Genomic DNA, 20352 nt, shown 5'->3' on the forward strand with positions numbered 1-20352 from the left:
CGCTCATCCGGGCTCGCGTTTCGGCAACAGCTCGGCCGGGCATGCACCGCGGCGGCCACGCAGGCCATCCCACAGGCCACGCAGCATGCAGCGCAGGTTGCGCGGCCGCGGCCCGATCAGCACGCCAAACAGGAGCAGCTTGGCCAGCACGCGCGGCAGGTCCTGGGCAATCCACACCGGCGGCGTGTGCGGCATCCGGTACAGCAAGACCCGGTTGCGCATCATGTAATACAGCCGCAGTGACCCATGCACTACGACCTGTCCACCCAAAGGCAGCGCACGACGGGCATCGCCCAGCCGGTGATGCATCGTCGCCGCGCACACCCCGTACAGTGCGTAGCCCTGTGCCCGTGCCCGGAAACCCCATTCCAGATCGACGTTGTCGATGAACAACCCCGCGTCCATCGGGCCAACCTGATCGAGCACGGCCAGCGGAATCAGTGCGCCCGAGCTGATCAGGAAATCGCAGGCGATGTGCTGCGTGTCGGTCGCGCACCAGAGCTTGCGATTCAACGGAAAGCCGACGCGCACGAACGGCGCATCACGATCTTCACGCACGTCATGGAAACGCGGCCCCACTGCGGCCATCCGGTTCGTAAGCACAAGCGTTTGCAGTGCCTGGAGGAGTGACGCCACCATGCCTTCGCCCGGTTCGCTGTCCTGATCCAGCAGCAGTACATAGCGGTACCCATTTGCTCGCGCCCACTCGATCCCGATGTTCTGTGCGGCGGCCAAGCCAAGGTTGTGCGGCTGGCCCAGCAGCGCCCCGCCTCGGGCCGACAATGTCTCAGCCAGCACGAGCTGCCAGTCGCCACCGCTGGCGTTGTCGACGAGCACCACGGCACCGACCTGCCGCGCCATCCCGTCGGCCAGACCCAGGATCGCGGCCGGCTCAGGGTGATAACTCACGATCACCGCGCAGACATCGGTTGGGGGAAACTCAGTCATGCCGCAGCAGATCCCGCAGCATCGACCGCCCACCTGTACCGTACCGCCGATAACAACCCTCGCGAGCCTCATGCAGGATCGGCAGCAAACGCCGCCAGCGTGGCAACCGGCCGATCGCCACACGTCGCTCGAAATGGGTGCGTTTGTGCCGGATCTGTGCAGCGCGGTCAGCGCCACCGAGGAACTCCGCCTGCATGAAAAAATCCTCCAGATGCTGCAACCGCCCCGCCTCGTCAGCCAGAAGACTGCTACGCGGAAGCAGCAGATCCTGCCACTTCATCGCCAATGTGCGCCGGCGCATGCCGATCTGATTGGCGCCATGCTGGCGGTAATCGATCAGCGGTTCGTCGATGAAATCGATCCGGCCAGCCGCCGCCGCAACTGCAGCCAGCCATTCGTCGTGAATCCAGTCCGGCGCCACCGGCAACGCCAGTTCGACCAGGTCACGCCGCAGCGCAGCCGTGGCCCCAGTGACAAAACTGCGACGCAGAACCACCTCGAATGCGCGGCCCGCATGGATAGCCTGCTTCTCCTGTGGCGTCATCTGCAACGCATCGAACAGCGAACACTGCAGGGACTCGCCGGCGGCATCCACCAGCCGCGCGTCACTATGCAGCAACAGCAACTGCGGATCATCGTTGAAGCGAGCCTCGATCCTGGCCAGCTTGTCGGGGCGCCACACATCGTCCTGGTCACACAGGAACAACACCTCTCCGCTAGCCTGGCGCAGCCCCGCGGAAAAATTCCCGACGTAGCCAAGATTGACCGGGTTGCGTCGAAGTCGCACCTCGATGCCGGCGCGCAGCGCCTGCTCGGCAAACACCTGAAGAATGTCCAGCGTGGCGTCGGTCGAGCCGTCATCGCCGATCACGATCTCGTCGGGCAGGCGGGTCTGCGCCAACAGGCTGTCCAGCTGTGGCTGCAGGTAGGCGGCCCCATTGAAGGTGCAGATCACGATGGAAAGACGGGATTGCGTCATGGTCGCTCGTTGCCGCGGCTGACAATGCCAAAACCCGGCCATTGCGGGGACGCCCCCGATATCGAAACATGCCGACCGCTGCCGGCGACTGCCGTGATCCGGTTCATGGAGTGAACCCTCATGCCCCACTCCATGCCAGATGACTGCGCATCATACCGAAATGACCGCCGCGCCAGCCCGCTACTGCATCCCCGGCAAAGAATCCGGGCCATCCCCGAGCCGTGACGCCGGCTCGGGTTAGAATAGTCCATTGTTTCATTCCCGCATGCGCCCCACGGGCGCCCGTAGAAGGAATCCCTGATGAAAATTCTGGTCGGCTACAAGCGCGTGGTGGATTACAACGTGCGCATCCAGGTCAAACCCGACGGCACAGGCGTGGTCACCGATGGCGTCAAGCTGTCCGCCAACCCGTTCGACGATATCGCGCTGGAAGAGGCGCTGCGTCTGCGCGAGAAAGGCGTCGCCACGGAAGTCATCGTGGTCGCTATCGGTCCGGCCGATCTCACCGCGCACCTGCGTAACGGTCTGGCGATGGGCGCCAACCGCGCGATCCACGTCGTTACCGCGGAAGCCGTGCAGCCGCTGACCGCGGCGCGCGTGTTCCTCAAGCTGATCGAGAAGGAACAGCCCGGCCTGGTGATCCTCGGCAAGCAGGCCATCGACGATGACGCCAACCAAACCGGCCAGATGCTGGCCGCGCTGTGGGATCGCCCGCAGGCCACGTTTGCCAGCCAAGTCGAGATCGCCGACGGCAAGGCCAAGGTGACCCGTGAAGTCGACGCCGGCCTGGAGGTGATCGAGGCGGAACTGCCGGCGGTGATCACCACCGACCTCCGCCTCAACGAGCCACGCTTCATCAAGCTGCCAGACATCATGAAGGCCAAGGCCAAACCGATCGATACGATCGAATTCGGCTCGCTCGGCGTCGAGGCGCACGATCATCTCAAGACCACGCACTACGCAGCACCGGCCAAGCGCAGCAAGGGCGTGATGGTGAAGGATGCCGCCGAACTGGTCGCAGCGCTGAAGCAGAAAGGCCTGCTCTAAGCAGCCCTGACATTAATCAGAAATCCTGGAGATTTCACATGAGCAAGATTCTGGTCATCGCCGAACATCTGGGCGGCAAACTCAACTCTTCCACTGCGCGCGCCGTGAGCGCGGCCGCTGCCGTCAAAGCCGAAGCCATCGACGTGCTGGTCCTGTCCGACGCTCCCGACGCGATCGCCGCCGAAGCAGCGAAGATCGACGGCGTGAGCCGCGTACTCACCGTCGCCAGGCCCGAAAACGCGCATCCACTGGCCGCCGTGCTCGCACCGCAGATCGCAAAGGCCGCCGCCGGCTACAGCCACCTGTTCGTGCCGTCCACCACGTTCGGCAAGGACGTCGCCCCGCGTGTCGCCGCCCTGCTCGGCGTGGCCCAGGTCAGCGACGTGATGAGCGTGGAAGCCGCACACACCTTCAAGCGCCCGATCTACGCCGGCAACGCGATCATCACCGTCGAGGCTGACGCCAATCACCCCGTGGTCGCCACGATCCGCTCCGCCTCGTGGGCCGCCGCGGGCAATGGCGCCGATAGCGCGCCGATCGAAGCACTGACCATCGACGCGGCACTGCCCACGCATACCCGCTTCGTCGAACTCAAGCAGGGCAGCAGCGATCGCCCGGACCTGCAGAGCGCGAGCAAGGTCGTCTCCGGCGGTCGCGGCGTCGGCTCGAAGGAAAACTTCGACATCATCTATAAATTCGCCGACCGGATCGGTGCCGCCGTGGGTGCCTCGCGCGCCGCGGTCGACGCTGGTTACGTGCCCAGCGAGATGCAGGTCGGCCAGACCGGCAAGATCATCGCCCCGGAGCTGTACATGGCGATCGGCATCTCCGGCGCGATCCAGCACCTCACCGGCATCAAGGACGCCGGCACCATCGTCGCGATCAACAAGGACGGCGAAGCACCGATCTTCGAGATTGCCGATCTCGGCCTGGTAGGCGACCTGTTCAAGCTGATACCAGAGTTGGAACAGGCACTCTGACCGGCAAATACCGGATGCTTCCTCGTGGTTCCGACTTCAACCATGAAGCTTGCGCGACGCCAGGCGCGTGCCAGGCTGTTTCCATACACTCAAACGGTGCGCCGACCAAATCGATTCGCCACATGGATAAAACGCTGGTCATGATTTTTGGCAATAGATTCAACGACGCAAAATCATCAAGTCGGGGTCGCCCTGTAATAGTCGCCATGGTGCTCCGTACCTTCGCTGGAAATTGGCCGTGATCATTGGAAAGGGACTTTTGGCCCGTGCCTTCGAACCACATTTCGGCAAAGATCCCGAAACGATCATATTCGCCTCCGGTGTGTCCAATTCTCTCGAGACGCGCGGCAGCGAGTTTGCACGGGAGCATTCACTTTTGCGCCAGTTGCAAGCTGATGCAACGAAGCGGCTTGTATATTTCGGTAGCTGCGGCGTCACCGTTGAAGAGGGTGAGCTAACGCCCTACATGAAGCACAAGAAACTGATGGAATCGCTGGTGCTCTCATCCGCTGGTGGCTTGGTTCTCCGTTTGCCTCAAGTGGTGGGGGCAATGGGAAATCCAAATACGCTGAGCAACTTTATCCATGACAGGATCGTATCTGGTGAACACTTCACCGTATGGGCGCATGCCGAACGCAATTTGATCGACATCGACGACCTAGTGGCTATCGGAACAATCCTGATCACGGAAATGGATGATCGCAGTGCCTCCGTGGTCTCCATTGCAGCCCGGAAATCCATGCTCATGACCGAAATCGTGAAAATATTCGAGCGCGTGCATGGGAAAACCGCCAATTATTCCATCGTGGAAAAAGGTGACCCACTGAAAATCGATACCAAAAAGGCGGCTGAAATCGGCGCTCATTTGGGCATCGACCTCGGTGCTGGCTACATCGAACGTGTCATCAGGAAGTACTACGCGCCAAAGCGATAGCTCTCAAGTCGGCGACGATTTCTCGCGGCTTTTAGGCGTCGAATGCACAGCACCAACATGAGTGAGAGCCATATGCCAAATACTGCTGCTGATTATCTCGTGGATGTCACGATTGTTGTTCCGGTTTACGGCGGCAGCTCTGCTCTTCCAGAGCTCTGCAGTCGAGTAGCCGCAACCATGCAATCGGCAGGGCTCAGCCATGAGGTGATCTTGGTCGATGACCGAGGCCAAGCGGATGCATGGGGGGTCATTGGTTCGATTGCCGGGGGTCACACGGACGTCGTGGGACTGCGTCTGGGAAGGAATTTTGGTCAGCACGCGGCAACCATCTGCGGAATTGCCAACGCGCGCGGTAAATGGATTGTCACCATGGATGATGACCTGGAGCACCCACCGGAAGCGATCCCGTCCATGCTCGCAGCCGGTGACGACAATCATCCACTGGTTTATGGCATCTTCGAAAAGCGTACTCACGCCGCATATCGCAATTTGAGCTCCGAATTGATGCGGCGCATGCTCAAGCGTGCATTTCCTGACCTCAATGAAGACTATTGCTCCTTTCGCGCGATCCATTCACCACTGGCCAAGCAGCTCGATCGCTTCGGCTTGAACCGTCCCTACATCGATGGGATGTTGTCATGGATGACGTCATCGGCCCGTACAGTGCGGGTGCCGCACGGGCAGCGGCAACACGGAAAAAGCACCTATACCTTGCGCAAGCTTTTATCTCACGCGGCCAATATCTTCATCACGTTCTCCCATTTGCCGCTGCGCCTTGCCACCTACGGTGGTGCCGCGCTGGCGGCTGTCAGCTTCTTCTATCTTATCTACGTAGTCTGTGGAAGGTTGACCGGAAGCATTACCGATCCGGGTTATGCATCGCTCATGTCCGTGGTGTTGTGCGCCTGCGGCATCCAGCTGCTGATTCTTGGCGTGGTTGGCGAATACATCGGGAGATTGATGGGCGCCACCTTTCGTCGACCGGTTTATCTGGTTGAAAACCAGGTCGGAGGACAAGTGGCCGGCACGACGACCTCCCTCAGCCCACCATGACAGTAACTTGAGATGCGACTTCGACTATCCAGAATAATAGGAGCGGGCTCGCGGCTTGGCTCGATGGCTCCGGCCTGGACTGGAGAGGTTTTTCGCTTCCTGATAGGAGGGGTACTTAACACTGTCGTGGGCTACAGTGTGTACCTGTTGCTATTTCACTGGTTGCGCTACGAGATAGCGTACGCCATCGCCTATATCGTCAGCATCGCCGTGTCCTACGTGTTCAATGCGATGTTCGTGTTCCGCCAACCACTTCGGGCACGCTCCGCGTTGTATTACCCGCTGGTTTATCTCGCACAGTTCCTGCTGGGCCTGCTCATGCTGAAAGTGCTGATTGGCGTAGTGCATGTCTCGGCATGGCTGGCGCCATTGCTGGTGAGTGTGCTCACGATACCAATGACTTTCCTTCTCTCGCGAATCATCGTGCGAGCGCAGTGATCGCCGTAGTGGAGGTGGCCCGACGCGTGCCGTCGAAGTTCTTTCGTTGCAGGGTGCAGGCCAGCCTCAAGACGAGGCTTGAAGAACGTATTGGGCGCCGAGTGGGAGCCACCCCATGAAGGATTCCAGCGGACGCAATGCGGCCAACGCGTGAGGGAAAAACACCACATAACGCACGCGGATGTCACCGAATCCGGTATCGCGAGCGAGTTTTAGCAGTTCAGCTCTGGGCAGGAGAATTGCGTCTTCATCAAATGGACATTCGTTGACGGCTTTTACCGTCAGCGGATTCAGTACATTGTGTTCGAACACGAAAATCTGCGCACCAGGCTTCATGACACGCCGAAGCTCGCCCATCCAGTACAACCTGACGTCGGGTGGGATGTGGTGAAAAACACATGCAACAAGCACGGCATCGAAGCTATCGCTCGCATAGGGTAACCCCGATTCCGGGACGACCTGGAACGACGCTTCGCGGGACAGGGTTTCCTGCGCAAGCTTGATACTTTCACCTGAAGGATCCGCGCCAAACAGCTCGGCCTCTGGAAAAGCCTGGCGCAGATGCGGTATGGAGTTTCCTATGCCGCAACCGAAATCCAGGATCGATAGCGGTTGCCCCGAAGGATTCGGAAGAACCCGGGCAGCCATGTACTTTGCCTTGTAGGCCGAGAAAAAAGAGGGCTCTTCTCCGCTTGCAACAATGCTGGCCTGATGCAGCTCGGTGTATTTGTCCGCGTAACGATCAAACTCAGGTTTTTCCGAATTGCTCATGCCGGTTTCCGCATATCTTATGGTTTGTCGATGAAACAAGTAGCGCCGATCAGTACAAGAAGCCTCAAGTCAACCCGCAGCGCACCTGCATCTCAATTCACTGTGCTTGCGTGTTCATCGATTCGGCAGGTATTGGAGACAACGGCGGCAGGTAATGATGTCGTCGCTGCACTTGCGGCGAGAAAATGTTGAGACGGTTCACACTCAACAATTGAATCAATTGTAGACGTTTGCCTGGCGCCAAGTTGCAGATACTATGTTCTTCTGGAAGGCAATCGGTTACTTGGGAAGGATCTCTGACAATTTGGTCGATCTGCCTGGCCATCAAAGCATCGTAAGCCCACTGGTAAGGCTGTTTGTGCCAGGCATCGATTGACAGGGGTATTTGCACCAGCAGCAGAATCAGACACGCCGACGCCGGCACCCATATGCCCATCACGTATCGCCATTTCGAGGGTTGGAGCGTCGCTTGTGGAGGCTCGGCCCACATGAGCAACAGTGCAATCAAGTGTCCTGCATACAGCAATATGTAGCGCGGCTGATTCACATAATCGTTGCCAAAAGTGGCGACGCGTCCAAGGATAATACCGGCCACCCATCCGTACGAAACTACCATCAGACTTATGGCAACGAAGATTGCCAGATTGTATTTGCTGCGGAACGCCTTCCGCCAAAACAAGAAGTGTGCAACAAGCAGAAGCGTAGCGATGATTATCTGAAGAACCATCCAGATTTCTGCTTGAGTGAACCGAAGCGGGATTTGGTAGGACACCGGGATTACCAGTGGCAACACTATCCACTTCCACCATCCATTCTCCCGAAAACGATCAAGCAATGGCCCCCAATTGGATGAAATCGGCGTTGACCGCTGCCCACCAAAAATCGGGGCATAGGCATATCCAATCCGCACGAACACCATGCACACGCCAATCACGGCAAGTATCTTCCACGTGGACGGGTGTCGCTGTGCCGGATCGCAGAGCTGCGCCAGCAGCAAGGCAAATACCACGGCTATTACAGCAACCAAGGCGCTATCGTCACACGTGATACCCAGCAACAAGGTAGCCATCGCCAGCGCCAAATAGCGCTTACTTCGATGGGCATGCCATACCACCAACATAAACACGAGAATGATCAGGGTGGTGACGTTTTCGAGGGCAACCAACGGCCACGTCCAGGTTGCCCCTGTTCCATTCAGCGAAAAGAGCACCGCACAAATACTGGCCCAGGCGAGGCAACGGGCGATATCACCACGATCCTGATGTCGCTCCGCGACGCTGATCCGATAGAAAATGACAGCACAAGCCGCGGCTGCGATCACGCCTATGACAGCCCCGACCACGAAATCAAGATCGAAATAACGCCATTCCAGAAGCATCTCTAGCTTGAACAACGGCTGCGCGTGATCGGCACCCACACGCTTGATGAAAAAGTCGCCCAAACTGAGGCCACCGTTGATCGCCTTGCGCAGGAATACGTCAAGAAAGTACCAGGCGTCCGCTTGAATCACCGGGGAGGAAACCCGCAGTACAAAATAGAGGGCATTGAGCATAGTCACAGCGGCCACCAGCCACGCCAGCGCCCGGGCGACGTACTGTGCTGACGACAACGTCGCCAAGCGACGATCGTTTTGTTGTATTAACGCCACTGAGTTCATCACCTTGGAGTTGTCGACCGATCGATCACTGACATACAAGTCAATGCATTATTGTAGCCACTCTAAGTGCCTTCAGAGACTTCGACGCCACCCCAAACCTGAATAGCACAAGCCTTGCCGTGAATTGAAGAAACGGAGCGTAAAGAGGTGGCTTTCGGAAGAACAGACATTGGCTTCCTGCGGGAAGATCCGCGGGCTCGGCGGCGAAAAAGCTGCTCAGGCAACACAGCTTCTCTGGGGCGAGCTACCACCTATGCGCAGCAGCCTCTGTGGCATGACGGCACCTGAAGCCAAGACCGCCGGCGCGTTGCGCACGCGACTTAGAGAAGCTGCCTGGCCGGCTCTATGTTCTTCTATAGCATCGTAGCTCGTGGGGGATGTCAGGCCGCCGACTCTTCCAGCCGGAGTTCGGCGCCCACCAGGTTCGCCCATGAATTCAGTTTTCGATACCGTCCAGTGCACTCAACAGACGATTCATGACATGTTCGTCGAATGCCACATGCCCTGAATCCGCAAGTCTGGTGGCCGTAACCATGAAACAGCTACCAACCCCAACAGCCTGCCCCGCTTCGATGTCGGATGACTTGTCCCCGACGAGCAAGCAGCACTCCAGATCGAGGTCGAGGTCGCGCTGCGCCAAGCGGATCATGCCCGGCTCCGGCTTTCTGCATTCGCAGAACTGCAGATAGTCACCGATGCCATCGGTCGGGTGATGCGGGCAGTAATACACGGCATCCAGCGGCGCCCCCTGCTCCACGAAGACACCGCGCATCCAGTCCATATAGGCAATGAAATCCTGCTCACTATAGTAACCGCGCGCAATACCCGCCTGGTTTGTAACCACGACAATCAGATAGCCGCGCTGCTTGGCCGCGCGACAAAGGTCGAAGATCCCATCGATGAAATCAGTGCGCTCAGGCGTGCAAACGTAGCCGTGGTCGACATTGATCACTCCATCCCGGTCGAGAAAAAGTGCTTTGCGCATCAACATTACGCCGGACCTTGCCTGGCAGCGAATTCTACCTGTGCGCGCAGGTAGTCCTGCGGAACGCCAATATCGATAAACGCCTTGGTATGCGTATAAGCGGACACTGGCTCATGCGCCACCAAGGGAACAAGTACTTCCGTTTCGAATGAAAAATTGGACGCTGCGGGAAATTCCGCCAGGAGCGTACGATCCACTCGATAGACACCGGCATTTATGTATCCGGGCCCCACGTGCCCCTTCTCGATGAACCCGACGATCCGGCGATCTTGTTCAACGCGTACAGCGCCGTAACGCGACACATCGGGTACGCTCGCCAGCGCCATGCCAAGGCGAGCACCGAGAGCGCACACTTGTCTGTCAAATGCCGAGTAGTCGAGAGCGAGCCAGGTATCCCCATTGAGAGCGAAGAACGCATCGCCCTGCAGTCGTTGGGCAGCCTGCACGATTGCTCCGCCCGTTCCCAGTGGCTGTTCTTCCCGCGAATACTCCAGGCTCATGCCGCGCCAATGTGTACCCAGCACGCCGGCCACCTTTTCTCCCATGTAGCCAGTAGCAAGGATCGTCCGGCGCATACCCTGATCGGCCAGCGAATCGAGCAGCCAGGCGAGGAAAGGGCGATTACCGACGGGAGCCAGCGGCTTGGGCACATCGCTAACAAGGCTCTTGAGTCGCGTGCCAAAGCCACCTGCCAGAATAATGGCTTCGTCAATGTTTGCCATTGGGTGCGGGTCTCTTTCTATCCGTCTGAAGTGCCTGCCAACTGTGACGCAGACGGCGTGCTGCTGCCTGCGCTGACGGTGGCAATTTCCTGAACCACTGCTTGAACATCGACTCGCGTTCACGCTGCAATTCCAGTGCCCAACGGGTTCTGGCCAAATACTGTTCATAGAAGAAGGATGCACGCGCCGATTCGGCGGCGGCCTGGTACATCAATCCCGACTCATCCAGCAGCGCCTTGTTTTCGGGCAGTGGATGATAAATGCGGTACTCGAAGTCCGGCGCATCGTCGGTCGGTTGAAACTCCGCAACGAAAGCATAATTTTTACCGGGCACTGCGGAGATTCGAAAACCATGCGGTTCGAAAATATGTACCAGGCCTTTTAGCCCATAAGAAACGATATGGCCACGATGCAATGGATCGAGATAGCCAGGATCCTGATTGAGGACCAAATCAGGCATGCCGGTATTGAACAGCCATAATGCCCCTGGCGCACTTACCTTCGCCAGACCACGCGCCAACCCATTCAACATGCGCGGAGTGAGATGCTCCACCACTTCGATGCATACACCAGCATCAAAAAGATCCTGCAGATCACTGATTTCACCCACATGGTAATTGGGGTGCTGGCTATGCTCACCGGGTGGAAACAATTCGACACCATGAAACATGTCTGCGTGCCGAGGAAACTGCTTCGCAAGTTGGTCTAGCAGATAGCCCGGGCCTGTTCCAATGTCCAGAAAGCGCCGTACCGGCCGCCTTGCGTAGAAAATTGCCTCGCCGGAACGCACCAGCGATTCGCCGCCGGAGCGGTCGGCAGCCGAGCGCAGCTCTTCGCGCCAATAGGCCTCGTCGTAAAGCCGGGGACTCTTGCCAGCATCGATTTCATCCAGGATAGGGCGGTCGATATGCAAAGAGCCGCATGTGCTGCATTGCATATAGTCGTAACCGTCGATTTTCGCGAAGAACGACGATTCGCCGAGCACACATACCGGGCAGGTCATGTCCACTTTGTCACTCGCTGAAGAATTCTTCATTAAAACCGTCATCTACTGACGGAGCCGAGATGCAGTTCACGACTTGTCCGGTAGACAAGCCAAGCAAGCGCTATATCCCGGCCGCCATGACGACCGCGCCATCCATGAGCTTACCGGCCGCTCGGGGACTCAAACATCTCTCGTTCGATCAGACCACAGATGAGATGGCCAAGGAACTCATGCCCCTCCTGAACCTTCGGCGTTTCGGTGGTGGGCATATTCAGACAGATATCGCATAGCTCGGCCATCGCGCCACCGGTCTGTCCGGTGAAGCCAATAACGCCGATACCGCTGTCACGCGCGGCGTGAATCGCACGCACAATGTTCTTTGAATTGCCGGATGTGGATATGGCAAACAGCACATCTCCCTTGCGGCCAAGCGCTTCGACCTGACGCGCGAAGACGTAGTCATAGCCATAGTCGTTGCCGATGGCGGTGAGGATGCTGGTATCCGTGGTCAAGGCAATGCCCGCCAAACCCGGGCGGTCAAAGTTGAAGCGACTGACCAGCTCGCCTGCCCAGTGCTGTGCGTCTGCGGCGCTGCCGCCATTGCCGGCGAATAGCAGTTTGTTGCCGCGCTTCAATGCATCTACCGACAACGCCACCGCGCGCAGGGTCAATTCGCGCAGCGCCACGTCTACCGACATGGTGTTGAGTAGCTTGATGGACTTGTCGAATTCGCTGTCCATGTACGACGTCAGGTGATGCGCCATGAGGTCGCTCCTTGTTGGGTAAAATGAAAATCCAGGATGCTTCCGCCGTTTTCAAGCAATGCACGAATCAGGCCGATGCGGTCTTCTGGACTGCAGAGAAACATCATGAAGCCGCCGCCACCTGCACCTGACACCTTGGCCGCGCGCGCGCCATGAGCGAATGCCGTCCGTTCAACCTGCTCGATCAGCGGATTACTGATACTGGTGGCGGTTTTCTTCTTTGCCTCCCAGCCAGCCTGCAGCGTCGACTCGAGCCCACGAAGATCACCCTTGAGGATGCATTCCTTCATCTGAACCGCTTCCTGCCGCAACTGGTGCATGGCATCGATGGAAGCCTGATTCTTGTCGCCGATATTGCGCGACTGCTGGTCGATGATATCTGCCGAAGCACGTGATACCCCCGTGAAATACAACACCAGCGAGGCCTCCAGTTCGGCCCACACCCAGTCCTTGATACGCAGCGGATTGACGATCACGCGATCATCCGCATAGAACTCCATGAAGTTGAAGCCGCCAAAGGTCGCGGCGTACTGGTCCTGCTTGCCACCGGCCAGCTTCAAATCCTTGCGCTCGATGTCATAGGCAAGCTGGGCCACTTCGTACTCGCCCAGCGGCAGCGAGAAATATTCGACGAACGCCTGCACCAGTGCCACGACCATCGCCGAGGACGAACCCAGACCTGAACCCGGCGGCGCATCGGAAAAGGTTTTTACCGTAAGCGCCGGACTCGCGCCATCAAGAAAATCGCGCGACACCCGCGCATATACGCCCTTGAGCAATTGCAGCGGGCCGCTGCAATCAACAGCGGCATTACACGAATGGCTTTCCTTGTGGCCAACGTCAAGCGCATGAAAGCAGGATTCCCGCCCTTCGCCTGGTCCGACGATCGCATACGCATAGCGATCGATGGTGACGTTCATGACATGGCCGCCATAGACGTCGCAATAGGGTGATACGTCAGTGCCGCCGCCGGCTAGACCGAGCCTCAGCGGCGCGCGCGCGCGCACGATCATGACCTGTGCTCCAAGCCGCCGACCTTGTTCGACGCATCAACCTCGGGCATGAATGCACGCCATTGCGCCTCCTCGGTGAAATGGGCACGTACATAGGCCTGGCCGGCAGCGGACACTTTGCGCCAAGCGGCATCATCATCGAGATAAGCAAGCACGTGTTCAGCAAACGTTGCTGGATCATCCGCCGTGGCGAGAAATTCATCGATCTGTGCGAGCCCCTGCGCACCGGCAGATGTCGTCACGCAGGGTACGCCGAAGTACATCGCCTCTATCACCTTGCCTTTCACGCCAGCACCGTAGCGCAATGGCGCAACGACAACCCGGGCAGTCGCGTAACGTACGGCCAGTTCTTCATCGGTGACGAAGCCCGTGACGGTGACGCTGCCACCGTGCAACGCCTTGACTGCGTCGGACGGACTGGAACCCACCAGATCGAGATGGATATGCGGATATCGCTCGCGGATCAGCGGGAACACATCATGCACAAACCACGCCGCCGCGTCTGCATTCGGTGAGTGGGCAAAGCCTGCGACGAAGATCAGGTCATGTCGCCCGAACAGATTTTCGTCGGGATGTTGCGGGAATTCTTCGTAGGCGTAGGCCGGCACGGTATATGACCTGACCGTCGGGGCGTATCGATCGAGCCATTCGCGCACATGCCGGGTCTCGCTTTCAGACGGGTAATACACCGCATCCACGAGCTTCCATATTTTGTGCTCTAGCTTTCTTTGCATCTCGCATGATGCACGCAACGTCTTGTCCGTCGGCTGCAGGCGCAGCTGGTCCTCAAGGCGCAAATAGTGCACATCATGACCGTAGTAAAGCAAAGGCGCCTGCGTGTACTTGCGCAGTGCATCGATGAAGCCAATGGAGATATGCGGCCGACTCAACAGCACGCAGTCGAGATCTATCCCGTGTTGTCGCACCCACTTCTCGAAACCCTTGTGATACTCGACGCCGTAGATGACCTCGACACCGAACTGCTGCAGCAACGGCGCATAGACGGGATCGTTATGCAGGTTGTCCGACCAGAATTTCACCGAGAAGCCGCGGTGCACGAACATGCGGATGAATTGCCACATCGTACGCGAACCCGCGTCGCGGTCGGGTTGGGGAACGTAATGGTCGATGATGAGCAGCGTCTTCGCCGAGCCGGTCCGGCCCCGTGCACGAAACACGTTCTCGCCGTTGGAGAAGTGTTCACGCTCCAGCACGTCGCGCCAGCGCTCGAAAAAGTGTCGCTGATTCTCGACCTGGTAGGCCTTGATACCGGCATTCACATCGGTGCCGTGCGAGATACCTTCGTGGTGGATCACAACCGAGCGCGGCTGGTAGTACACCTTCAAGCCGGCCTCGCGAACCTTGAAGGCAAGATCCGAGTCCTCGCAGTAGGCAGGTACATAGCGTTCATCGAAACGGCCTAGGCGCTCAAACAGCTCGGTGGAAATCAGCAGCGAGGCACCGGAACAGTAATCGGTCTCGCGCACATAGTTGTAGATGCTCCGCGAAGGATCGTCCATACGCCCGTAGTTCCAGGCACTGCCGTCCTTCCACAGGATACCGCCGGCTTCTTGCAGACGGCCGTCCGGATAGACCAGTTTGGAGCCGACCATGCCGCAATCGGGAAACCGTTCGAATATTTCCAGCATGGCGTCCAGCCAGCCTTCGGTAACCTCGGTATCGTTGTTGAGAAAATACAGATATTGCCCGCGGGCCAAGGCGGCGACTTGATTGCACGATTTCAGAAAGCCGAGGTTCTGCGGATTGACCACAAAACGCAGACCGGACACACCTGCCAGCAGATGAATATCGGCATCGCCTGAAGCATCCTCAGCCACAAGCACTTCAAAGGGTACTTTAGGCGGGTGGGCAGCGATCGAGCACAGGCACGCCAAGGTGATATCGAGATTGCCATAGGCCGCAATCAAGATGCTGACCACTGGCTCGTGGTAGGACGGGAGAGTCAATTCAGCAATGCTTTGCAAAGCCGATGCAGACGGCCCCGACGAACGGTCGACGAGCGGACGCGATGAGATATCCGAAGCCGCGCCAGGTTGTGGCAATGGGGTGACTGTTCGCCTTCCACGCGCAGGAGCCATCGCGCGCATCGCATCCAGATCACCGCGCAGAAACAGTTTCATTGCACGCAATGGTCGCGTCAGTTTCCAGGAGCTCGAGCTCAATACCTGTTCATGCTGATCGCGCAGCGTCGCGAGCTCTCTATTCAGCATTTCCACGCGCGCGCCGAGCTTCGCCTGCTCCTTCTGCAATGACGCCAGCAGGGTATTGCGGTCGGCCAATTCGCATTCCAGCGATCTTGCCCACGTGGCCACTTCCTCGTGTTCCCGCTGCAACGAACCCAGCATGTCATTACGCTCGGTCAACTCACCGTCTAGCGATTTCCCCCAGGCAGCCACCTCTCCATGCTCACGCTGCAACGAGGCCAATGCGAGATTGCGCTCAGTCAGCTCGGTATCGAGCGACTTCGCCGCGATCGCCATTTCCTCACAAAACGCTGTGGCAAGCAGTCCGTGCCGGAAATCTGCACCAAGGATACGGATATCGTAAATTTCCCTGGCAGGCACAGGATAGCGCGCCGCAATGCGGCCGCTATCTCTATCAACTACAACAACCTCTGCAGCTTCAACGCCGTCACCGGCTCCCGCATCGACATTGCGCGAGATACTGACTCCCACGTAGAAATGATCCCTACCAATCGCCAAGCCCCGAACATATCCGCCGATTTCAATGCGACGGATACAGACGGCATCTCTGTAGACGAGGACTTCACCGGACGCGGAATTGCACAGCATCAGGTCATCGCCAACGACGCATAACGTATGCGGCTGCGACAATCCGGAAATGATCACCTGTCCCGTGATGACATCACGCACTTCGCCACGCCCGGCTGAATTACCCTTGTAGCCGCGATGAACGGAGAAGTCTCCGAACGTCGAAGCGAGCAGCCTCCCCTTGTAGATGCACAGACAGTTCAGATGAATAGAGTCTGGTTCGCCAGGAAAGATCCAGCGATTTGTCTCGTTGAAGTCGTCATCCAGTTCAATGACGCCGTTCAACTCCGTGCAGGCGACAAAAATCTTTCCATCCAGGTACAGAAGGTCATGAATGTCCAACGACTCAATGGCCAATTGGATACGGTCGAAGCCATGCTCGCCAAATATGCCAATGGAACTGGCGCCATCCGCCTGCAGCGCGCGTAAGACCTTGCCCGAGGCCTGCACAAGGCCGGTACCGTCCGAAAACGAAAGTTGAATCAACCTGCCATCAGCAAACGCGAACAGGCCGCCCTTGTTGGGCGAGGAAACGAGCAGCTGATCAGGCAATATATTCACTTGAATTAGTTACCCGAAACAACGTCAGTTTCCAAGGTGATTTTCGAATCCATTTCCATATCCGCCAAGCCGTTGGTGTGCCGCATATCCCCAATGACTGTCATGATGATCGAATCAACCCGTCGATCGAACGCACCGATATCTACCCCGCTTTCATCGAATTGGGAGACGCCTACGGTGATGAAATATTGTCCCGGAAGCAGCGAATTCCTCATATTGAACTCGCTGATAACGACGTCTCCAGCCGCATAGCCATACAGCTTGTTTTCGACGGTGAAGGTATTCGCGCTGTAGACGACCAGGCCCTCGCGCGTGCGTATCTGAATTCCAAAGATAACGCGCTCTGCCGGCCTGTTGAATACGTATTTCATCATCAAGCAGAATTTATCGCCCGAATTTACGATTGGCGAATCACCCCGCTGGCCCTTGACGAGAAAATCAAGCACCGTGGCGGTGCCATCTCCAAGTCGCACCTCACCTCGGTTGTAACCGGGGCGTGAAGCGAATAGCTCCTGCCGCCCACCGGCAGCGAGATGCAAATGATCATCCTCCTCCGCCGCACCCTCGACCCGATGGATGCCTGCCCCACTCGGCGCCGAATCGTCGATGATATTGATGCGCGTACCGAAAACGCGTCGCAGATATTCTGCCACTGCCGGCTTGGTCGGCCCATCGAATACCAGCCTGCCCGCGTCCAGCACAATGCCACGGTCACAAAGCTGGAGCAGGGTATCGGAAGAGTGAGTTACAAACAGAAGCGTGCAACCCGACTCACGCAATTCATCAATCCGGCGAAAGCATTTGCGCTGAAAATAGACATCCCCAACCGACAAGGCTTCGTCGACCACCAGTATTTCAGGGTCGCTGAATGAGGCGACGGCAAATGCCAGTCGCACATACATGCCGCTTGAGTAGGTCTTGACAGGCTGATCAATGTGATCGCCTATTTCAGCAAAATCAACGATATCCTGATAACGGCTTTTCAATACGTCCTCAGGAATGCCATAGACCAATCCACTGAGGAAGATATTTTCCTTGCCCGTGAACTCCGGATTGAACCCGGCGCCCAGCTCGAGCAATGCGGCGATACGCCCAGGCGATCGCACACTCCCCGTCGTTGGCGTCAAAATGCCGCAAATCATTTGCAACAGCGTCGATTTTCCTGACCCGTTACGGCCAATGATTCCGACAGCTTCGCCACGTTTCACACTGAAAGTGACATCGCGCAGCGCCCAGAAATCCCTGTAGTAACGGGCAGACTTGTCGCCAATGAGGCTCCGCAGCTTCGGCAGAAACATTTGTTTCAGGCGATCCTGCGGCTGCGCATAGATTTCATAGCGCTTCGTCAGGCCCTCTACAGCAATGGCGACATCGCTCGACAATTCGTCATGCTCAGAGGACATCGGCAAATCCCTTGCGTGAGCGCTCAAACCAGACGAAGGCGAACCATGCAAACAGACATGACGCCAGCGCATACGCGCCCAGAGCCAGCCAGTTTGGCATTAGCCCCCAGACGAGCACATTCCGTGACTCTTCGACGATCACCGTAAGTGGATTGAGGTAAAGCAGATCACGATATGGCATCGGAATCTGCTCCAACGGATAGAAGATGGGCGCCAGGAACATCAGCGCCACGGTAATCACGCCGATGACTTGCTTGAGATCGCGCAGAAATACTCCGAGCGAGGCCAGCAGCCAAACCGTACCTGCCACGAATGGAAGAAACACGGCGACGACAACTGGGAACAACACAACTGTCCACGGTATGCTTTTTTGTACGATCAGCGCGAATACCAGCAACACGACGGTCGAGACCAGCAGATGAAACAGTGCGGATCCAAGCGTGCTCCACGACAAGGTCTCCAGCGGGAATACGACCTTTTTCACAAAGTTCGTGTTGTCGATGATCAATGCGGGCGCCCGATTGGCACATTCGCTGAACATCGAGTTGATATTAAGACCGGCAAACATGATCACCGCAAAGCTCACATGCTCCGCACCTTGGCCGGTCCAGTGTGATTTGAAAATCACGCCGAAAACAAATGTGTAGATGGCCAACATCAGCAACGGGTTGAAGAACGACCATAGCAAGCCGATGAACGACCCCCGATAGCGGCCAACGACATCCCGACGCGTCATTTGCTGGATCAGCGCGAAATGACGCCGCAATGCCCGATAAGGCACCAAGGGATCAGCAAGCCGATAGGCTGAAATCATGATTGCTCCAACATTTTTTGCAATTAATTACCCCGGGCAACATCGCGTTGGGGCTGGCACCCGAACAGGGTGACCTTTTTTGACGAACGACAAAAGCAACGCTACTGGAACTCCCTCAGTGCAGTGCCTCGGCCAGTTCGCTGCGCAGATCAGCCACATCTTCCACGCCTACTGACAGCCGGATCAAACCGTCGCTGATGCCCAGTCGCTTGCGATTGGCCGCCGGCACCGAGGCATGGGTCATGATCGCCGGGTGCTCGATCAGGCTCTCGACACCACCGAGCGACTCGGCCAGCGCGAACAGCTCGCAGCGCTCCAGCATGCGTCGGGCCTTTTTCAGACCGCCTTTCACCTCGATGGTGATGATGCCGCCGAAACCGTCCATCTGACGCCTGGCCAGCGCATGTTGTGGATGGCTCTTGAGGCCCGGGTAGATCACACGTTCCACGGCCGCATGCTTCTCCAGCCATTTCGCCAGTTCCAACGCGCTCTCGCAATGCGCTTTCATGCGCAGATGCAGGGTCTTCAGGCCACGCATGGCGAGGAACGAATCGAACGGACCCGCCACCGCGCCGACCGAGTTCTGCAGGAAACCCATCTGCTCGGCGAGCTCCTTGCCACCGGCAACCACGATGCCACCGACCATGTCGGAATGGCCGTTGAGGTACTTGGTCGCCGAATGCAGTACCAGATCCGCACCGTATTCCAGCGGGCGCTGGATCATCGGCGAGCAGAACGTGTTGTCGACCACCAGGATCAGGCCATGTTTCTTGGCGAACGCCGCGACCTTGGCCAGATCGACCAGCTTGAGCATGGGGTTGGTTGGCGTCTCCGCCCAGATCATCCGCGTGTTCGGCTTCAATGCCGCCTTGAGCGCTGCACCATCGTTCAAGTCGATGAAGCTGAAGTCGAGCCCTGCCGAACGCCGGCGCACCTTTTCGAACAGGCGATAGGTGCCGCCATACAGGTCGTCCATCGCGATCACGTGGCTACCCGAATCAAGCAGATCCAGCACGGTCGCGGCGGCGGCCAGGCCGGAGGCAAACGCAAAACCGGCTGCACCTCCCTCCAGATCCGCCACGCAGCGTTCATATGCCATCCGGGTGGGATTCTGCGTGCGTGAGTACTCATAACCCTTGTGCTTGCCCGGACTCTCCTGCACATAGGTCGAGGTGGCATAGATCGGCGTCATGATCGCGCCAGTGCTGGGGTCAGGGTGCTGGCCGGCGTGGATGGCGCGGGTGCCCAGACCGAGTGCATCAGGCTTGCTGCGGTTTTTCATGGCTGTCATGGCATCCGGTGAAAGGGGGCGCGGGGGCAAAGCGCCTATCTTACTAGCCATGCATGCCTTTGCTGAACCGCGGCCAGTGCATCCATTCATTCAGGCACACCCTTCAGGCCTGAAACTGCAGCATTTCGCACACATCGCGCCGCGCGATCTACCCCGTACATGCGCTGGCGTATTGCACATCACATCCGAAAACGCGATCTTTAGCGCTTCCCGCA

Annotated in this window: 18 protein-coding genes; 5 read left to right on the forward strand and 13 right to left on the reverse strand. The window is 57.9% G+C overall.

Annotation, left to right across the window (positions count from 1 at the left end):
* Positions 1-3: 3 nt before the first annotated feature.
* Complete coding sequence (locus tag GSQ75_RS00645) at positions 4-948, reverse strand: glycosyltransferase family 2 protein (RefSeq protein ID WP_158752622.1); 945 nt, start codon at positions 946-948, stop codon at positions 4-6.
* Positions 941-1927, reverse strand: coding sequence for a glycosyltransferase family 2 protein (locus GSQ75_RS00650; protein ID WP_158752623.1), 987 nt, complete (start codon positions 1925-1927; stop codon positions 941-943). Before GSQ75_RS00650 ends, GSQ75_RS00645 begins: the two co-directional genes overlap by 8 nt.
* Positions 1928-2227: 300 nt before the next feature.
* Here GSQ75_RS00650 and GSQ75_RS00655 point away from each other — a divergent pair, with 300 nt between their 5' ends.
* The 5 genes from GSQ75_RS00655 to GSQ75_RS00675 all read left to right on the forward strand — a co-directional run bounded on the left by GSQ75_RS00655 (position 2228) and on the right by GSQ75_RS00675 (position 6379).
* On the forward strand, positions 2228-2974 hold the full coding sequence (locus GSQ75_RS00655; protein WP_158752624.1) for an electron transfer flavoprotein subunit beta/FixA family protein: 747 nt from the start codon (positions 2228-2230) through the stop codon (positions 2972-2974).
* Between the two features lie 38 nt (positions 2975-3012).
* Positions 3013-3954, forward strand: a complete 942-nt coding sequence (locus tag GSQ75_RS00660) for an FAD-binding protein (RefSeq protein WP_158752625.1) — start codon at positions 3013-3015, stop codon at positions 3952-3954.
* 238 nt (positions 3955-4192) lie between these two features.
* A complete protein-coding gene (locus GSQ75_RS00665; RefSeq protein ID WP_158752626.1) occupies positions 4193-4888 on the forward strand; it encodes an NAD-dependent dehydratase in 696 nt (231 codons plus the stop codon).
* Positions 4889-4930: 42 nt separating this feature from the next.
* Complete coding sequence (locus GSQ75_RS00670; RefSeq protein WP_158752627.1) at positions 4931-5941, forward strand: glycosyltransferase family 2 protein; 1011 nt, start codon at positions 4931-4933, stop codon at positions 5939-5941.
* Positions 5942-6004: 63 nt separating this feature from the next.
* Positions 6005-6379 (forward strand): GtrA family protein, encoded by a 375-nt coding sequence (locus GSQ75_RS00675; RefSeq protein WP_256369770.1) that lies wholly within the window; start codon positions 6005-6007, stop codon positions 6377-6379.
* A 66-nt stretch (positions 6380-6445) separates the two neighbouring features.
* Here GSQ75_RS00675 and GSQ75_RS00680 read toward each other — a convergent pair whose 3' ends face one another.
* The 11 genes from GSQ75_RS00680 to GSQ75_RS00730 form a co-directional block, all read right to left on the reverse strand.
* The gene (locus tag GSQ75_RS00680; protein ID WP_158752629.1) at positions 6446-7150 is read right to left on the reverse strand and encodes a class I SAM-dependent methyltransferase; all 705 of its coding nucleotides are present in this window, start codon (positions 7148-7150) and stop codon (positions 6446-6448) included.
* A 97-nt stretch (positions 7151-7247) separates the two neighbouring features.
* Complete coding sequence (locus GSQ75_RS00685; RefSeq protein ID WP_158752630.1) at positions 7248-8768, reverse strand: hypothetical protein; 1521 nt, start codon at positions 8766-8768, stop codon at positions 7248-7250.
* A gap of 475 nt (positions 8769-9243) precedes the next feature.
* A complete protein-coding gene (gmhB, locus tag GSQ75_RS00690; RefSeq protein WP_305791081.1) occupies positions 9244-9798 on the reverse strand; it encodes a D-glycero-beta-D-manno-heptose 1,7-bisphosphate 7-phosphatase in 555 nt (184 codons plus the stop codon).
* Complete coding sequence (locus tag GSQ75_RS00695; protein ID WP_158752631.1) at positions 9798-10514, reverse strand: nucleotidyltransferase family protein; 717 nt, start codon at positions 10512-10514, stop codon at positions 9798-9800. The genes gmhB and GSQ75_RS00695 overlap by 1 nt, the downstream gene beginning before the upstream one ends.
* Positions 10501-11550: a class I SAM-dependent methyltransferase gene (locus tag GSQ75_RS00700; protein ID WP_158752632.1), complete on the reverse strand. Its 1050-nt coding sequence runs from the start codon at positions 11548-11550 to the stop codon at positions 10501-10503. Before GSQ75_RS00700 ends, GSQ75_RS00695 begins: the two co-directional genes overlap by 14 nt.
* 110 nt (positions 11551-11660) lie before the next feature.
* The gene (locus GSQ75_RS00705; RefSeq protein ID WP_158752633.1) at positions 11661-12239 is read right to left on the reverse strand and encodes a D-sedoheptulose 7-phosphate isomerase; all 579 of its coding nucleotides are present in this window, start codon (positions 12237-12239) and stop codon (positions 11661-11663) included.
* Positions 12240-12247: 8 nt separating this feature from the next.
* The gene (locus GSQ75_RS00710; protein WP_158752634.1) at positions 12248-13276 is read right to left on the reverse strand and encodes a dehydrogenase; all 1029 of its coding nucleotides are present in this window, start codon (positions 13274-13276) and stop codon (positions 12248-12250) included.
* Positions 13273-16629: a glycosyltransferase gene (locus GSQ75_RS00715; protein WP_158752635.1), complete on the reverse strand. Its 3357-nt coding sequence runs from the start codon at positions 16627-16629 to the stop codon at positions 13273-13275. The genes GSQ75_RS00710 and GSQ75_RS00715 overlap by 4 nt, the downstream gene beginning before the upstream one ends.
* A 5-nt stretch (positions 16630-16634) precedes the next feature.
* Complete coding sequence (locus GSQ75_RS00720) at positions 16635-18032, reverse strand: ABC transporter ATP-binding protein (RefSeq protein WP_158752636.1); 1398 nt, start codon at positions 18030-18032, stop codon at positions 16635-16637.
* Positions 18022-18846, reverse strand: a complete 825-nt coding sequence (locus tag GSQ75_RS00725; RefSeq protein ID WP_254058390.1) for an ABC transporter permease — start codon at positions 18844-18846, stop codon at positions 18022-18024. The genes GSQ75_RS00720 and GSQ75_RS00725 overlap by 11 nt, the downstream gene beginning before the upstream one ends.
* A 115-nt stretch (positions 18847-18961) precedes the next feature.
* The gene (locus GSQ75_RS00730) at positions 18962-20128 is read right to left on the reverse strand and encodes a PLP-dependent aspartate aminotransferase family protein (RefSeq protein ID WP_158752637.1); all 1167 of its coding nucleotides are present in this window, start codon (positions 20126-20128) and stop codon (positions 18962-18964) included.
* Positions 20129-20352: the final 224 nt, after the last annotated feature.

The organism is Dyella sp. S184, from assembly GCF_009766065.1.
GTDB lineage: Bacteria > Pseudomonadota > Gammaproteobacteria > Xanthomonadales > Rhodanobacteraceae > Rhodanobacter.

What these genes read in the sequence shown, in the direction of transcription:
- GSQ75_RS00645 (WP_158752622.1), bottom strand. Translation starts at nt 948, where the DNA reads ATGACTGAGTTTCCCCCAACCGATGTCTGCGCGGTGATCGTGAGTTAT.
- GSQ75_RS00650 (WP_158752623.1), bottom strand. Translation starts at nt 1,927, where the DNA reads ATGACGCAATCCCGTCTTTCCATCGTGATCTGCACCTTCAATGGGGCC.
- GSQ75_RS00655 (WP_158752624.1), top strand. Translation starts at nt 2,228, where the DNA reads ATGAAAATTCTGGTCGGCTACAAGCGCGTGGTGGATTACAACGTGCGC.
- GSQ75_RS00660 (WP_158752625.1), top strand. Translation starts at nt 3,013, where the DNA reads ATGAGCAAGATTCTGGTCATCGCCGAACATCTGGGCGGCAAACTCAAC.
- GSQ75_RS00670 (WP_158752627.1), top strand. Translation starts at nt 4,931, where the DNA reads ATGCACAGCACCAACATGAGTGAGAGCCATATGCCAAATACTGCTGCT.
- GSQ75_RS00675 (WP_256369770.1), top strand. Translation starts at nt 6,005, where the DNA reads ATGGCTCCGGCCTGGACTGGAGAGGTTTTTCGCTTCCTGATAGGAGGG.
- GSQ75_RS00680 (WP_158752629.1), bottom strand. Translation starts at nt 7,150, where the DNA reads ATGAGCAATTCGGAAAAACCTGAGTTTGATCGTTACGCGGACAAATAC.
- gmhB (WP_305791081.1), bottom strand. Translation starts at nt 9,798, where the DNA reads ATGTTGATGCGCAAAGCACTTTTTCTCGACCGGGATGGAGTGATCAAT.
- GSQ75_RS00695 (WP_158752631.1), bottom strand. Translation starts at nt 10,514, where the DNA reads ATGGCAAACATTGACGAAGCCATTATTCTGGCAGGTGGCTTTGGCACG.
- GSQ75_RS00700 (WP_158752632.1), bottom strand. Translation starts at nt 11,550, where the DNA reads ATGAAGAATTCTTCAGCGAGTGACAAAGTGGACATGACCTGCCCGGTA.
- GSQ75_RS00705 (WP_158752633.1), bottom strand. Translation starts at nt 12,239, where the DNA reads ATGGACAGCGAATTCGACAAGTCCATCAAGCTACTCAACACCATGTCG.
- GSQ75_RS00710 (WP_158752634.1), bottom strand. Translation starts at nt 13,276, where the DNA reads ATGATCGTGCGCGCGCGCGCGCCGCTGAGGCTCGGTCTAGCCGGCGGC.
- GSQ75_RS00720 (WP_158752636.1), bottom strand. Translation starts at nt 18,032, where the DNA reads ATGTCCTCTGAGCATGACGAATTGTCGAGCGATGTCGCCATTGCTGTA.
- GSQ75_RS00725 (WP_254058390.1), bottom strand. Translation starts at nt 18,846, where the DNA reads ATGATTTCAGCCTATCGGCTTGCTGATCCCTTGGTGCCTTATCGGGCA.
- GSQ75_RS00730 (WP_158752637.1), bottom strand. Translation starts at nt 20,128, where the DNA reads ATGAAAAACCGCAGCAAGCCTGATGCACTCGGTCTGGGCACCCGCGCC.